A 14,212-nucleotide genomic window follows, 5' to 3' on the forward strand; every position below is an offset into this window, starting at 1 on the left:
CCCGTAGCGGATCGGCGGGATCGAAACAGTCTCGGTCCCACCCGATCTGCGCCGGCTCCGGCGCCCGAGGTTCCGCTCAGGCGCGCGCGTTCATGACCGCATCGAGCTGCGCACTGCTGATCTGCCGCCCGGCATTGGACACCGAGGTCACCATGCAGCTGCCGAAGGCGCCCGCGCGATCGAACAGCGTGGCCACACCGACGGCCATACCGCGGTCACTGATATGACTGTCGGCCTCGACGCCGATCTGCCCGGCCTCCGGCATCCGGGACAGCGCCAGGGTCATATCGGTATTGATGAAGCCGATGCCCGCATCACCCCAGTTGGTCATCATGCTGGTCGCCTCGCCGACCAGGGCCGCGCGCTGGAAGGGCGAGAGCTCCTCCCCCGTCACCACCCGAATCGGGTTCTGCCAGGTGCGTTTGCGGGCATTGTTCTCGTGCGCGGTGGGCACGGACGACCATTCGCCCGGATTCGCATCGCTGTTGAACAGCGGCACCTGCGGCAGCGAGGTGGTCGGCGCGATCTCCAGCGACGGCGGCTGCGGCTGGAATTCGCGCTGCCACAGCTGCCCGGGCGGCTGCTCCGAGGGCTGCAACAGCACCACCGAGGCGCGCGCCGCCACCTTGCCGCCCTGCACCACCGACACATCGGCGACCCGGATCCGCTTCCCGTCCCGGACCCGCACGGTGGGCATGGTGGTGTGCTCGAAGCGCGCCGCGCTGAACATGTCCACGGTGAGCCGCACCGGGACAAAACCGTCGGTGGCGTGCTCGAGCTCCAGCTGCCGTGCCATCAGGCCGCAGATCGCCGGGCCCACCACCTGCGCCGAGGACCATTGACTGGCCGCGAAACGCGTCGCCTCGAACCCGCCGTCCACCACATCGAAATACGCCGGCACATCCACCACGGGTCCACCTGTCCACATCAATCGATCAATCCACTGCTCCCAGACCTAACACACAGCTAGAACCCGTTTCAATGCGACGCCCGCCCAGCGGCCCGTGTCATTTCCCACAGCAGGTCATTTCCCACGGCGCCATCTCGGGACCATCACCGCCGTGGCACGGATTGACCGTGCGCTCGGGCGGGTATCCCACGGCTTATCAGCCTTGAAGGGCAGGGCGGAAAGGGTGGCGATGATGCCTGCCACGATGGACGACCCGTCCGGTAATTCACCGGGACTGACACTGGCTGCCATCGGAATCGTCTCGATAGCACTGACTTTGACCATCGGTGGCTACGGTTTCGCCATGGTGGCGCTCCTGGGCGCTGCGGTCAGCGGGCTGTGCCTGGCACTCGGAATCACACTCGTGGTGGCCGAACACAATCGCGATTGCGTGCGCAAACAGCATCGCACCCGCTGCACGGGGAATGACACGCACTGAGCGCGGCGAATGACGCGCGCTGAGCGCCGCCGGGCCACGGGCCGGAAAGAGCGCCGGAAACTGCCCCGAAAAAGTTAGCTCGCAAACTTTTAGCAAGCCGAAATCGCTGCTGGCCCTTCATATTCGAGGTTACAGATGCACTTGCATCTGCGCGGAGCACGGTCATAGACTCATCGTGCAAGGCACCGTAGGGGACAACCAGGGAGCCGAGCGGTGGATCACCGGCGATTCCGCGCCATCGGTTTTAACCCTCGGCTTGGCATCAGGGGCGTTCTATGAATCAGCCGATCAACCTCAGCCGACTCGGGTTTGCCGAAAGAACCCAGCCGGAGCAGTCATATTCACATGAGACTGCAACCGCTTTCGTCATTGACCAGGTCGAATCGACCGGAGCGGCGACTCGATACGACTTTGATATCGAGCGAATAGTTGCCACCGCGCATGCGATGGTGAATGACTGGGATCTGCATGTGATGCAGCCAGAAGCCTTCTGGCGTATCGCCTCCAGCTTCATCAGGCAATGAACTAAATAACCCGCCACAAGCTAACGGGGCCCCCTTACAGGGGGCCCCGCAGCCTTGTCTCGAACCGACTCTCGAACCGGTGGAACCAGCTCGCCGAAGCGAGCTGGAATCTCAACTCACAGCTCGGCAGCTATCTTCTCCAGAAGTTTGCGGGACCGCTCCGGCGGCTCCGCCTGGACGCTCAGCTGATCCATGACCTGGCGGTAGAGTTCCAGATCCTGCCGGCGATCCAGATACAGGGCACTGGTCAGCTGCTCCAGGTACACGATGTCGGGCAGTTCGGCCTCGGCGAATCGCAGCATGGTGAACGAGCTGCCCGCGGCCGCGTGCCCGCCGGCCGAATAGGGCAGCACCTGAATGGTGATATTGGGCAGCTGCGACATCTCGATGAGCTGATTGATCTGCTCACGCAGAACAGCTGCACCGCCGACCGGGCGATGCAGGACCGCCTCGTCCAGCACGGCCCAGAAGCTGGGCGCGCTCGGACGGGTCAGCAGTTCTTGACGGTGCCGACGCAGCGATACGCGCCGCTCACCGTCCTCATCATGACCAAGAGCGACGATGGAGCGCGCGTAATCGGCTGTTTGCAGCAGACCCGGAACCAGTTGGCCCTCATAGGTCCTGATGGACTTGGCCGCGTATTCCAGGCCTAGATAGGTCTCGAACCAGGGTGGCAGCAGGTCGCTGTAGCGATGCCACCAGCCTGGTTCATTGGCCTTGCGGACCAGATCGAGGAACTGCTCACGCTCACCGGGATCGTCGACCTTATAGAGGCTCAACAGATCCCGGATGTCACGCTCCTTGAATCCGGTTCGCCCGAGTTCCAGGCGACTGATCTTGGCATGGGAACCGCGAATATGCTCACCCGCGGCCTCCCGGGTGATGCCGTTGAGTTCCCTCAGCTTTCGTAGCTGCCCGCCCACTGCAATACGCAGTGCGGTCGGGCCACGGTCTACGACAGCGGAATTCGCCCGACCGTGAGGAACGGGTTCTGCGATCATGGGGTCCACTCCGATGCTCGGATTTGCCGGCAGTGGGCCACAACCGCACGTCGCGAACCACCGCGCCGATTGCCAATGCTACCGCTCAGAACGCCAGATCGTCGAACTCTCCGCTCTTGGCGCCCAACAGGAAGCATTCGATCTCGGGGCGGGTGTAGACCAGCACCGATCCTTCCGGGTCCCGTGAGTTCCGCATGGCTACCTCGCCGTTCGCCAGTTTCGCGAGTTCCACGCAGTTACCGCTGGGGTTGCTGAAAGTGCTCTTGCGCCAAGAGAGTTCGTTGGGGTTGATGTCGAGATGGGTTGCCGGGATTTCCATCATTTCAGACTCCTTGCCAGTACCGCCCGCAGACGGTGGTCCAGTACTTGCAAATGTTCGGCCAAATGTTCTTGCAGTTGCAACCGCAAGAACGACGATAGCACGCGGGTAGCCCGCTATCGATGGCATAAATCGGGCATATCCTTTGCAACACAACAGGTTTGATCTTGTTCAGCCAGGTTGCGATGCGAAGTTGTGAAGAAATTTCGACAATACGTACCGGTAGGTCTTATTTATCAAGACATTTGGGCTGGCTACCCGCCAACGGGCAATACCTGGCGAACCTTCGGGCGGCACGGAACGCCGAGGCGGAACACGGGCGCCGTTGCGGACATTTCGAACGCCGGCCGTCCGGCACGTAATCCCTGGCGCCACAACAACACCGAAACGGACGAAACCCGACGACACGAGCGTTCGACCGTGCAGATGTACTTGCATCTGCCTCTTTCACCCTCATACACTCAGTGGAACCATTCACCCTCGGCAAGAGGCATCCCATGACACAGATGCTCGCCCACAGCACCGATATCTCCGGTGACGGCTGCGAGAACGAACCACGCAGTCTCACCTATCGCAAGGCGCGCGCACTCCTGCGTGTGCACGATCAGCACTTCGCCTGCCGGCAGTATCTCGCTGCGGTGGCGTATCTTTCGGCAGACAACGACGTCGACTGATTCCGCCGCACGACCGATCCGATCCAGCGCACAGCTGATTCCTGTGTGCGGCAACTGAATTCTTCCCCTTGCGCAACACGGCTCCGGGCGGGTACTCCGGATAGAGAACCCCGTCCTCTCGTGGAAGTGCGCCAAGATGATTCTGACTGCTGCCCACGAAGTGCTCACTCAGCACCTGCTCACCCAGAGCGTCCTCGCCCAGCTGGGCAACCCCACGCCCGAGACGCCACCGGTGGCGGACAAGCTCATGCGGCTGGTCCGCTACTTCACCTGGTTCGTACTACTCGCGGGGGTCCTCGCCATCATCTTCGCCGGCGGCAAGTTCGCCTGGGAGAAGTGGAACGGCGGCTCGCTCACCGCCCCGAAGCAGATCGCGGGCGCGCTGATCGGCGGCATCATCGCCACCAGCGCGGGCACCATTATGAATGCCGTCATCGGGCAATAAGCGCTGTCGTCTCAGACAAGACCGGCCGAATCCGTTACGCCGTGGCGGCGTGCACGGTCTCCTCTTCGAGCCCGGTGGTGCCCACCAGCTCCTCGAATCGCGCCACCACCTTCTGGTGGTAGAGCCCGAACAGATCCTCGAACAGCGCCAGCTGCGCCTCACTCGGACCGTTGTCCGATTCCCACACCGCAACCAGCGCGCGCCAGACCAGCACATGCAGATCCGGCGAGACCGCGAAGTAGGCCTGCACCGCCTCCGGCACCTCGAGCACCATCTCACCGATGGAGTTCAGGACCGCGCGCTGCATGACGTGCCCGAGGGCGGTCAGCATCCGGCGCAGCAGGCCCAGCTCGATGCGCAGCATGCGGTACTGGTCCGGATCCGCGCTGCGCGCAAGGGTTTCCAGCTCGTCGATATCGGCCTTGAATTCGCCGGGATCGATGGCGCGATCGCTGCCGGTGTAGGCGAGCAGCGCCTCCAGCGCGATGCCGCGCTCCTCCTCGACAATATTGCCGAACATGTCCGCGACCAGTTCGGGCTCCGGCATGGAGAGCCGGAACAGTCGCCGGTACACATCCACCCCGCCCTCGGCGCGGACATCGCGGATCACGAATCCCTTGCCGCGGTGCGCATCCACGAATCCGTAGGACTCCAGCCGTCCCAGAATCAGTTGCGCCGTCGCACGATTCAGGTCGAACTCATCCGCGACCTGTCGAACGGACGGCATGAGGCCACCGGGCGTGTACTGCCCGGATGCCACGCGGCGCGCCAACTCGTCTGCAACGTCGGCGACGACCGTCCGGTCACCCATCGTGTCACCTCTCCTGAATCTGGTTCACGTCCCAGACAGTGTATGTGGTTAGTCGGACAACTGCACAAGTCTCGGAGCTCGCAAGGAGAAGCACCGCGATTCAATGCATCTTTACGGAATCCATACGGCGTGCGCACCGGTTCGTCAGGATTTCCCGCTTAGGCTCAGCCACCGTGGTTTCACCGATCGATGTCGCCAAACGACTTGTTCTCGGGCGACCGTTTCGCAGCGATCGACTCGGCGAGACCCTGCTGCCGAAACGGCTGGCCCTGCCCATCTTCGCCAGCGATCCGCTGTCGTCGGTGGCCTATGCGACCCAGGAGATCCTGCTCATTCTCACCCTGGGTGGGCTGAGCTATCTGCATTTCACCCCATTGGTGGCCGGCGGCGTGGTGGTGCTGCTCGCGGTGGTGGCGCTGTCCTACCGGCAGGTGGTGCAGGCGTACCCGTCCGGCGGCGGCTCCTACGAGGTGGTGGCGGAGAATCTGGGCGCGCTGCCCGGACTGGTCGTGGCGGCGGCGCTGCTCGTCGACTATGTCATGACGGTGGCTGTCTCGGTCGCGGCCGGTGTCGACAACATCATCTCCGCGGTCCCGGACCTGAATCCGTATCGGGTCGCGATCAATCTCGCCTTCATCGCCTTCCTCACCGCCATGAATCTGCGCGGCGTGCGCGAATCCGGTCGCCTGTTCGCCATACCCACCTACGGATTCATCATCGGCGTGCTGGTGCTCATCGTGTTCGGGTTCGGCGAGATGCTGCTGGGGCACACCCCCGTCGCCGAGAGCGCGCACTATCAGATCCATGCCGAGCAGGTCGGGCTCTCCACCGCCGGTCTGGCCTTCCTGCTGCTGCGCGCCTTCTCCTCCGGCTGTACCGCGCTCACCGGCGCGGAGGCGATTTCGAACGGTGTGCCCGCCTTCCGGAAACCCAAGGCGCTCAATGCGGCCCGCACCATGACGGCCATGGGCGTGATCGCCATCGTCATGTTCACCGGCGTCACCGCACTGGCCATGATCACCAAGACCAAGGTCACCGAGAACGCCTGCGATCTCATCGGTTTCCCGGGCGACTGCCACAGCGCCGCGCAGAAGACCGTCATCGCGCAGATCACCGCCGCGGTCTTCGGCGGGCACAGCATCGCCTTCTACTACCTCATGGTGACCACCGCGCTCATCCTCGTGCTGGCCGCCAATACCGCCTACAACGGCTTCCCGCTGCTGAACTCGATTCTGGCGCAGCGCCGCTATATGCCGCGGCAGCTGCACACCCGCGGCGACCGGCTGGCCTTCTCCAACGGCATCATTCTGCTGGCCGTCGTCGCCGGGATTCTGATCTACGCGTTCCACGGGTCGACCACGCGGCTGATCCAGCTCTATATCGTGGGTGTGTTCACCTCCTTCACGCTGTGCCAGATCGGCATGGTGCGGCACTGGAACCGCGAATTGCGTTCGGACCAGAGCAATTCGGACCAGAGCAAAGCCGACCGCCTGCGCATCCACCGGGCCCGTGCCATCAATGCCTTCGGCGCGTGCTTCACCGGTGTGGTGCTGGTGGTCGTCATGGTCACCAAGTTCACCCACGGCGCGTATCTGGTGGTGATCGCCATGCCGATCCTGGTGGCGATCATGTGGCTCATCCACCGGCACTACACGGCGGTGCGGGCCGAACTGGACATCGACCCGGACGATCTGGAGACCCTGCCCGGCCGGGTGCATGCCCTGGTGCTGGTTTCGGGCTGGCACAAGGCCACGCACCGGGCCATCCAGTTCGCCCGCGCGACGCGGCCGGACACGCTGACCGCCGTCACCGTCAATGTCGACGAGTCCGATACCCGCCGGCTCGCGGACGCCTGGGATCGCAATCATGTGGGCATCCCGCTGAAGGTGATCGAATCGCCGTATCGGGAGATCACCGGCCCGGTCGTCGAGGAGATCAAGCGGCAGCGCAGGTCCCGCCCGCGTGATGTGGTCAGCGTCTTCATCCCCGAGTACGTGGTGGGCCGCTGGTGGGAGAACCTGCTGCACAATCAGAGTTCGCTGCGGCTCAAGGCGCGGCTGCTCTTCGAACCGGGTGTCATGGTGACCAGCGTGCCCTTCCAGTTGCAGTCCTCGCGGAACCGCGACTTCCACGCGGTGGAGCATCGCGCGGGCGAGGTGCGGCGGGGCATCACCGGTCCGGGCGACCCGCGCTGACCCCTACTCGTCCTCGCCCGCACCCTCGAAATTCCACCGCTCCGACCACTGCCACAGCGGTTCCAGTGCCAGCCCGAGTTCGCTTCCGGCATCGGTCAATTCGTAGGACTTGTCGGGTTTCTTGAGCACCACGCCCACCTCCTGCAGCCGCTGCATGCGCACCGACAGCATGCTCGACGAGCAATTGCCCATGCGGCGGCGCAGTTCCAGGAAGCCCAGCGGACCGGGCTCGAGTTCCCAGATCACGCGCAGCATCCAGCGCTGTCCGAGCAGGTCCATGGCGGCGAGCACAGGCGCCGCCGAGTGCTGGGCGCGGCTCTTGCCCGCCGCGAGTTGCCTTGCGCTTCTCATTTCGAACCACCATATTGGTTCTGAATCAGAAGCGTTCGTCGGGGGCTGGAAGGACTGGGTATGCAGCGAATCGTGTTGGTTACCGGCGCATCTCGCGGTATCGGTGCGGAGACCGCACGGGTGCTGGCCGCACGCGGGGATCACGTGGTTGTCAACTATCGGGAGAAGCGCAAGCGCGCGGAGGTGATCGCGGCCGAGATCGCCGCCGCCGGGGGCAGCGCCTCGGTGGCCGGTGCGGATATCGCCGACCCGGACAGTGCGCGGGCGCTCATCGATGCCGTGGCCGGCGAGTTCGGGCGGCTGGATGTGCTGGTGCTCAACGCCTCCGGCGGGCTGGAACGTGATGCGGCGCCCGAGTACGCCATGCGGCTCAATCGCGATGCGCAGACCCGGCTGGCGCGGCACGCGCTCGAACACCTCCCGCCGGGCGGGCGCCTCGTGTTCGTCACCAGCCATCAGGCGCACTTCTCCGCGACCCGGCCCGTGCCCACCGGCTATGAGCCGATTGCCGCGAGCAAGCGCGCCGGGGAGGATGCGCTGCGCGAGATGATCCCCGAATTCGACAGTCGCGGAATCGGTTTCACGGTCGTCTCCGGCGATATGATCGACGGCACGATCATCGTGCGACTGCTGGAACGCCGTGATCCCGAGGCGGTGACCGCGCGACGCGAGCACGGTTCCCTGCCGACGGTCGAGGAATTCGCGACCGCGGTCGCCGATGCGACACTCGCCGATACCGAGCCCGGTCACACCGTGTACGTCGGCGGCCGGGACTTCGCCCTGCCCGCCGCGGAAAACAGCTGGTGAGCATTGCGGCCGCATGACAGCATCATTCGATGCCGCACCTGGTCCACGTCCTTCCCGCCTTCCTGCTCGCATGCCTGATCCTGGCCGCGCTGCCCGGCCCCGCCACCGCGCTGTTCCTGCAGCGTTCGGTGCGCGACGGCCGCCGGGCCGGGTTGGCGGCGGTGGTCGGCAATGAGATCGGCGTCTTCGGATGGACCATGGCAGGAGGCGCGGGCCTGTCCGCGCTGCTGATCGCCAACCGCATGCTGAGTCTGGTGATCCACATCGTGGGCGCGGTGGTGCTCATCTGGCTCGGTATCCAAGCCTGGCGCGGTGCACGCCGGTCCGCGGCCGAGGACACTTTCGGGGCGGCCCTGACCTCGGCGCTGCCGCGTGGCCGCACACCTGCCGCCGCCTTCCGCGCCTCGCTCGTCTCCATTGCCGCCAATCCGAAGGCCGCCGTCTTCGGGCTGACGATTCTGCCGCAATTCCTGCCGGCCGACGGCCCGGTGCTGGCGACCGTTGTGGCGCTGGCGGTGATCCAGCTCGTCATCGACACCCTCTGGTGCGTGGGCGTCGTGCTGGCCGCCGATCGGGCGGGAGCCTGGTTGCGGCGCACCGCGATCCGGCAGCGGGTCGAGCGGGCGCTGGCCGCGGTACTGGTGGGGCTGGGCCTCGGTCTCGCGGCCGAGGCGCGCTGAGCCGGCGGGAGGCGGCCCGGGGACGTTCGCAGGCCTAGTGTTTGTGGGTGACCGCGGGTTCGAGCGGGTACTGCGGCGGCGAGGAGGTGCGGGCATGGTCGACGACGTCGGCAGGAGCTGGAACGATCCGCCCACATTGCGGCGGGCGGTGCGCTATGTGGTGGCGGTCCTGATTCTCACCGGCGCGGTGGTCGCGCTGGCCCTGGTGTGGGCCGCCTCGCGACCGCAATGCCTGAACGCCTCGCTGATGTGCGATTCCGCCGCGCGTCTCGCCGTCGCCCTGGGACCTGCCATTGTGCTGCTGCTGGGCGGTCTCGGCGCGTTTGTCATCACGTTCCGGGAGTGGCGAGCAGCGCGGCCGTGGACGATCTGGCAGGGCGCCGGATGGTTCCTGTTCACCACCATGGTCATCTATCTGAGCATCGCGGGCGGCGCGGGCTGATCCGTCGGTTCACACCGGGCGCCTCCGTCGGTTCACACCGGGCACCGCGGCGTTCCCTCCGCGGACACATCGTGATGGTCGAACGGCGTGCCCCGAATCCCGACCCGCGCGGCCAGGAATCGGGCGACTCGAATATTGCGGTCCCAGAACGGATCCACCCGCTCGGCGCGACGGATCATGCGGCGGCGGGCGCCGGGGAGCTGATCATCGAGTGCGCGCAACCGCACGGCGGCCGTGGTGACCATGCCGGTCGCGGCGGACCAGGGCTGCAGCGGAACCGAGCGCAGCGGCGTATCCGCCAGCAGCGCCCGCACCAGCGGCCGGCCGCTGTAGTACGCGAACACACCCAATGCCGGTGCGGTAGCCGCGATCTGGGCGCGGCCCAGGAACGTATCGGGATCGAATCCGCGAGTCGCGGCGCCTGCCATATTCGCCGTCCGCTCCGGGGCGACCCCGGCGGTGGCGACCATATAGTCCACCATCTCCATGCCCTCGGCGGCCGAGTGCGGAATCAATTCCCCGGCCACCCCGAAGCAGTAGGCGATATACGCCCAGTAGTGCATCACCGCATCGAGTTGCCGTGTGCTGCAACGTCGTCCGTGCACATGGTCGAAGCACATCGGGGTCAGCCCGAAGGTGACGGCCGCGCCCATGGTGGTGGCATTGGAGATGGGATTGCCGTGCAGCGCGAAATGCTCCTCACCCCAGCGCCGCCGCAGCATGGCCCGGACCTGCGCGTGCATGAGCCGCACCCGCACGGTGTCGTGCAGAATCGGCGAGGTGCGCTCGAGTGCGCCGGGTGCGGTGACACTGCCGAACCACACGGCGGATTCGAGATTGCGGCGGTAGGGGTCCTTGACGAAACGCCCTGTCTCCCCCACTGCCGAGGCGACCTCGGCGCCGACGAAGGTGCCCATGAAATCCTGTACGCCCATGGCCATCTTCCCGGCCGTGGACACATTGATCCACAGTCGGCGGCCGTACTCCCACAGGTCGGGGTCGTACCACTCCGGCGGATTGTCGATGCGCGCGAACAGATTCACCAGCTCCGCCGGCGGCTCGTCGACACTGTCGATGCCGTGGGCGAGCGCCTGATTCAGCATGCGGCGGCCCCCCGCGGCGCCGAGCCGGCGGAAGGCGGCGACCACCTTGTCCATGGGTTCGTCGCCCTGCCACAGGTGGTCGGCCATGAGCCGGGTGCGCGGAGTCTCCAGGGGTTCCAGACGCACCTCGAGCCATGGCGACAGCATGGATTTGCGGGGCTCGAACCAGAGTTCCGAGGCGACCGCGCGCGGTGGCGGCGGGCGCAGCGGCATGCCGGGGCGGTAGTAGTAGTCGTACGGATGCCTGCCCTCGACGGGCTGCACTTCGGTCAGTGGCTGCATTGCGCTGGACACCTTCTGCTCTAGAACCCGGTGAGCTGACGGAATGTGGCACCGCCCGGATCGGCGTGGACGGGGCAGTAGTGCTTGGGGTCGGCGCGGTGTTCCGGTGCGGGCCACAGCGATTCGGGCGCCTCCGGTGGCGGCATATCCGCGGGCCGCTTCCCCGCCGCCCGGCGGCGCGCGGCCCGCACGCGCGGGGCGGCGTACTTCACCTCGTCCGGCGTCACGCGGTTCAGCGCGGATATCGCCCGGCAGAGCCGATCGAAGAGCCACTGATCACGAGCGGTCCAGGTGAAGCCCATGGTGTCGCGAACGGCCGGATCACACAGCCCGACGGTGATGAACTTGACCAGACCGGCTCCGGCCGGGCGAATCGCCTTTTCCCACAGCGGTTCCGGCAGTCGCCGCAGTACCGGGAACGGCGGCACCGGCGCGGTATCGATGAGGTTGTACACATCCCACGCCGCCTGCGTCGGTTCCAGGGTGTCGCGGCACATATCGCGCCAGTAGCGGCGGAAGTCGGCCCAGGACTGCGGCACCACCCGCATGCTCATGCCGTACATCTCGTACCACTGGTAGTGCTCGCGCCAGAGTTGTTCGCGCTGTGGATCGGTCAGACCGCCCATGAAGTGTTCCGCGGTGCGCAGGGTCTGCATGAAGAACACCGCATGCGCCCAGTAGAAGGTGCCGGGGTCGAGCGCGTGGTATCTGCGGCCCTGCGCGTCGACGCCTTTGATCTCTCGGTGGTACCCGACGATCTCCTGCGCGGTCTGCCGGGCACGCGGCCCGTCGAAGACGACGCCGAGGATCGGATAGGAGGAGCGGAGCACGCGCTGATACGGCTCACTCCCGATCTCGGAGTGGAATTCCACGCCCGCACCGAGTCCGGGATGCATGTTCTGCACCATGCCCATGAAGAATCCGGTCGGCCCGTAGTAGAGGGAACCGAAAATCTTCCAGGTCAGAGAATCCGGTCCGAGCGGCCTCGGCTCGGAATGGGGCTCGTGCGAAACCGCTGCTTGTGACACCATGGCCACAGGCTGACACGAATAATTACTCGCATTCAATTCGCATTCCCAACCGCTGCGGAAACGCCATGCCACCGAAACGCACACCCCCGAAATCCCCTGCCGCACCCCGGAAATCGCCGCAGCAGCAACGCTCGCGCGCCATGGTCGAGCGCATTGTCGACGCTGGTCAGCGGGTGCTGATCGGGCACGGATACGACGGCGCCTCGACCAATCGCATCGCCGAGGCGGCCGGTATCAGTCCCGGATCGCTGTACCAGTACTTCCCGAACAAGGACGCCGTGGTCGCCGCGGTGATCGAGCGCTACACCACCGAGGTCGCCGACCGGGTCCGCGCCCGAGTGGTGGCGAATATGACCCGCAATCCGGAACTGGCGGTGCCGGAAACGATTTCGGAGCTGCTCGATGCGCTGGGCACCCACCGCGAGCTGCTGCGCGCCGTGGTCGAGCAGACCCCGCGCCTGTCCTCCGGTGCGACGGTATTCGCGTTCGAACAGCAGATCGGCGAGTTGGCGCGGCTGGGGCTGTCGATGCGCTCACGCACCATGCCCGCGGATGTGGATTTCGATGCCGCCGCCTGGATGCTGGTGCGCGCGGTGGAACATCTCACCATTCGCTATCTGCTCGACGATCCGCCGATCCCCCGTGACCGCTTCCTGGCCGACATCACCCGGCTGGTGCTCAACTACTTCCGGGAACCGTTGCCGCGAGCCTGATGCGAGTACTCGGGCAGGGCCAGCAGTAACTCCACCGCGCGGGCGGCACTCTGCGCCGCACTCTCCATGGTGGCGGACCAATCGGTGCGGGTCCAGTCGCCCGCGAGCACCAGGGTGGGCACCGAGGTGCCCTGACCCGGCCGCAGCCCATCCGTGCCGACCACCTGCGAGAAGGTGGCGCGCGGCATCGGAACCACCTGGGCGTGCAGCACTTTCGCCGCCCTGGCGGCCGGATAGTAGCGGCGCAGCAGGGCCATCTGCTCGTCGACGACCACATCGTGCGGCTTGTGGATCTGCTCGTAGGCGCCGCTGGTGGTCAGGCAGTACAACCAGCCGTGCTCGGTGCTGCGGCCGTGCATGCGCTGGCGATCGAAGACCTGGTCGATGACCTCCGCACCGCCGATGAGCGCCTCCATGGTGCCTTCGGTGCCGAGCGGGCGATCCAGGTACAGATTGGTGCTGACGATCGGCGTGTAGCCCAATTTGTCTGCGGCCGCGTAGATCTCGTCGTGCTCGGGCAGCTCGTCCAGCAGCCCGCCCAGATACGAGTTGGGGACGGCGCACACCACCGCGTCGGCGGGCACGGTCTCGCCGTCCGCGAGCGTCACCCCCGTCACCGCACCGTCCCGAATATCGATATGCCTCGCCACCGCACGGTATTTCACCTCCACGCCGTACTTCTCGAAGACCTGATGCGCGCCGGTGACGAACAGGGTGTCGAGATCGGTGGTGGGATAGCCGATGGAGACCGGCCGCCGGTGCTTGATGCCCAGGCGAATTCCGGTGGCCAGCACATCGGCGAAGACCTTCGCCGACTCCTGGCGCACCGGTTCGGCGGCAATGCCCAGTGCCAGCCAGTCCCACAGCGCCACCCGCGCGGTGGCGGGCATGCCGAGCCGCCGGAACCATTGATCGGTGGTGAGATCGGCCAGATCGCCGGGTTGGTTGAGGCACTGCCAGCCCAGGCGCACGGTGGCGACCGCCGCGCGGGCCCGGTCCATCGGACCGGCATCGGGATGCGCGCCCAGGAGCGAGCGCAGCGCCTGGAAACCCTTGGTGCCCATGGTTGTCGCACGTCCGCCCGGCCAGCGCAGTACGCCCCCGTGCGGGAACTCCACGAATTTCCGGGTGCCGACGCTGGTCAGGTAGCGGAACAGATGCTCGTAACCGCTGGCGATCACATGCTGGCCATTGTCCGGAATATCGTGCAGGGTGGCGACTTCCAGGGCATGTGTGCGCCCGCCGAGCCGTCCGCGCCGCTCCAGCAGCGTGACCTGTTTACCGGCTTCGGCCAGCCACACCGCGGAGGCGAGCCCCGCGAGTCCGCCCCCGATGACCACATACCGTCGCGGATCGTTCATGCGCGCTCCCGTAGCCGAAACCTACAGAAGGGAAGGTACGCCCGCCGCATCGGCGGGCGTACCCGATTCGCCCGAAAAGCGAGGT

17 protein-coding genes are annotated in these 14,212 nt (G+C 66.0%); 9 read left to right on the forward strand and 8 right to left on the reverse strand.

From position 1 onward, the window contains the following. Nucleotides 1-76 precede the first annotated feature (76 nt). Complete coding sequence (locus tag OG326_RS28340) at nt 77-910, reverse strand: acyl-CoA thioesterase domain-containing protein (protein ID WP_327140173.1); 834 nt, start codon at nt 908-910, stop codon at nt 77-79. A gap of 232 nt (nt 911-1,142) precedes the next feature. Between OG326_RS28340 and OG326_RS28345 the strand changes: the two genes are divergently transcribed. Together OG326_RS28345 and OG326_RS28350 are read left to right on the forward strand one after the other, a co-directional pair. After that, nucleotides 1,143-1,388 (forward strand): hypothetical protein, encoded by a 246-nt coding sequence (locus OG326_RS28345; protein ID WP_327140174.1) that lies wholly within the window; start codon nt 1,143-1,145, stop codon nt 1,386-1,388. A gap of 275 nt (nt 1,389-1,663) precedes the next feature. Further along, complete coding sequence (locus tag OG326_RS28350) at nt 1,664-1,912, forward strand: hypothetical protein (protein ID WP_297621562.1); 249 nt, start codon at nt 1,664-1,666, stop codon at nt 1,910-1,912. Nucleotides 1,913-2,028: 116 nt separating this feature from the next. Here the strand turns inward: OG326_RS28350 and OG326_RS28355 are convergent, their stop codons facing one another. Together OG326_RS28355 and OG326_RS28360 are read right to left on the reverse strand one after the other, a co-directional pair. Next, a complete protein-coding gene (locus OG326_RS28355) occupies nt 2,029-2,913 on the reverse strand; it encodes a helix-turn-helix domain-containing protein (protein WP_327140175.1) in 885 nt (294 codons plus the stop codon). A gap of 85 nt (nt 2,914-2,998) precedes the next feature. Continuing rightward, complete coding sequence (locus OG326_RS28360; protein WP_327140176.1) at nt 2,999-3,235, reverse strand: DUF397 domain-containing protein; 237 nt, start codon at nt 3,233-3,235, stop codon at nt 2,999-3,001. A 494-nt stretch (nt 3,236-3,729) separates the two neighbouring features. On the opposite strand from OG326_RS28360, the gene OG326_RS28365 reads away from it, so the two are divergent. Then, the gene (locus tag OG326_RS28365; RefSeq protein WP_327140177.1) at nt 3,730-3,906 is read left to right on the forward strand and encodes a hypothetical protein; all 177 of its coding nucleotides are present in this window, start codon (nt 3,730-3,732) and stop codon (nt 3,904-3,906) included. 136 nt (nt 3,907-4,042) lie between these two features. Next, nucleotides 4,043-4,351, forward strand: coding sequence for a hypothetical protein (locus tag OG326_RS28370; protein WP_327140178.1), 309 nt, complete (start codon nt 4,043-4,045; stop codon nt 4,349-4,351). A gap of 34 nt (nt 4,352-4,385) precedes the next feature. On the opposite strand, the gene OG326_RS28375 is transcribed toward OG326_RS28370, so the two are convergent. After that, nucleotides 4,386-5,162 carry a GntR family transcriptional regulator gene (locus OG326_RS28375; protein ID WP_327140179.1) on the reverse strand — a complete coding sequence of 259 codons (777 nt, stop codon included), beginning with the start codon at nt 5,160-5,162 and terminating at the stop codon, nt 4,386-4,388. 173 nt (nt 5,163-5,335) lie between these two features. Here OG326_RS28375 and OG326_RS28380 point away from each other — a divergent pair, with 173 nt between their 5' ends. Then, a complete protein-coding gene (locus OG326_RS28380; RefSeq protein WP_327140180.1) occupies nt 5,336-7,357 on the forward strand; it encodes an APC family permease in 2,022 nt (673 codons plus the stop codon). 3 nt (nt 7,358-7,360) lie between these two features. Here OG326_RS28380 and OG326_RS28385 read toward each other — a convergent pair whose 3' ends face one another. Further along, nucleotides 7,361-7,708, reverse strand: coding sequence for a winged helix-turn-helix transcriptional regulator (locus OG326_RS28385; protein ID WP_327140181.1), 348 nt, complete (start codon nt 7,706-7,708; stop codon nt 7,361-7,363). A gap of 60 nt (nt 7,709-7,768) precedes the next feature. On the opposite strand from OG326_RS28385, the gene OG326_RS28390 reads away from it, so the two are divergent. From OG326_RS28390 to OG326_RS28400, 3 genes are all read left to right on the forward strand, one after another. Continuing rightward, the gene (locus OG326_RS28390; protein WP_327140182.1) at nt 7,769-8,515 is read left to right on the forward strand and encodes an SDR family oxidoreductase; all 747 of its coding nucleotides are present in this window, start codon (nt 7,769-7,771) and stop codon (nt 8,513-8,515) included. Between the two features lie 29 nt (nt 8,516-8,544). Further along, complete coding sequence (locus OG326_RS28395) at nt 8,545-9,195, forward strand: LysE family translocator (protein ID WP_327140183.1); 651 nt, start codon at nt 8,545-8,547, stop codon at nt 9,193-9,195. A 94-nt stretch (nt 9,196-9,289) separates the two neighbouring features. Further along, nucleotides 9,290-9,637, forward strand: a complete 348-nt coding sequence (locus OG326_RS28400) for a hypothetical protein (protein ID WP_327140184.1) — start codon at nt 9,290-9,292, stop codon at nt 9,635-9,637. A gap of 32 nt (nt 9,638-9,669) precedes the next feature. Here the strand turns inward: OG326_RS28400 and OG326_RS28405 are convergent, their stop codons facing one another. Both OG326_RS28405 and OG326_RS28410 read right to left on the reverse strand, forming a co-directional pair. Beyond that, nucleotides 9,670-11,022: an oxygenase MpaB family protein gene (locus OG326_RS28405; RefSeq protein WP_327140185.1), complete on the reverse strand. Its 1,353-nt coding sequence runs from the start codon at nt 11,020-11,022 to the stop codon at nt 9,670-9,672. A 20-nt stretch (nt 11,023-11,042) separates the two neighbouring features. Further along, the gene (locus OG326_RS28410; RefSeq protein ID WP_327140186.1) at nt 11,043-12,053 is read right to left on the reverse strand and encodes an oxygenase MpaB family protein; all 1,011 of its coding nucleotides are present in this window, start codon (nt 12,051-12,053) and stop codon (nt 11,043-11,045) included. 65 nt (nt 12,054-12,118) lie between these two features. On the opposite strand from OG326_RS28410, the gene OG326_RS28415 reads away from it, so the two are divergent. Then, on the forward strand, nt 12,119-12,766 hold the full coding sequence (locus OG326_RS28415; protein WP_327140187.1) for a TetR/AcrR family transcriptional regulator: 648 nt from the start codon (nt 12,119-12,121) through the stop codon (nt 12,764-12,766). Here OG326_RS28415 and OG326_RS28420 read toward each other — a convergent pair. Continuing rightward, on the reverse strand, nt 12,736-14,127 hold the full coding sequence (locus OG326_RS28420) for a hydroxysqualene dehydroxylase (RefSeq protein WP_327140188.1): 1,392 nt from the start codon (nt 14,125-14,127) through the stop codon (nt 12,736-12,738). The two genes, OG326_RS28415 and OG326_RS28420, sit on opposite strands and share 31 nt — an antisense overlap. Between the last annotated feature and the right edge of the window lie 85 nt (nt 14,128-14,212).

Source organism: Nocardia sp. NBC_01327, assembly GCF_035958815.1.
GTDB lineage: Bacteria > Actinomycetota > Actinomycetes > Mycobacteriales > Mycobacteriaceae > Nocardia.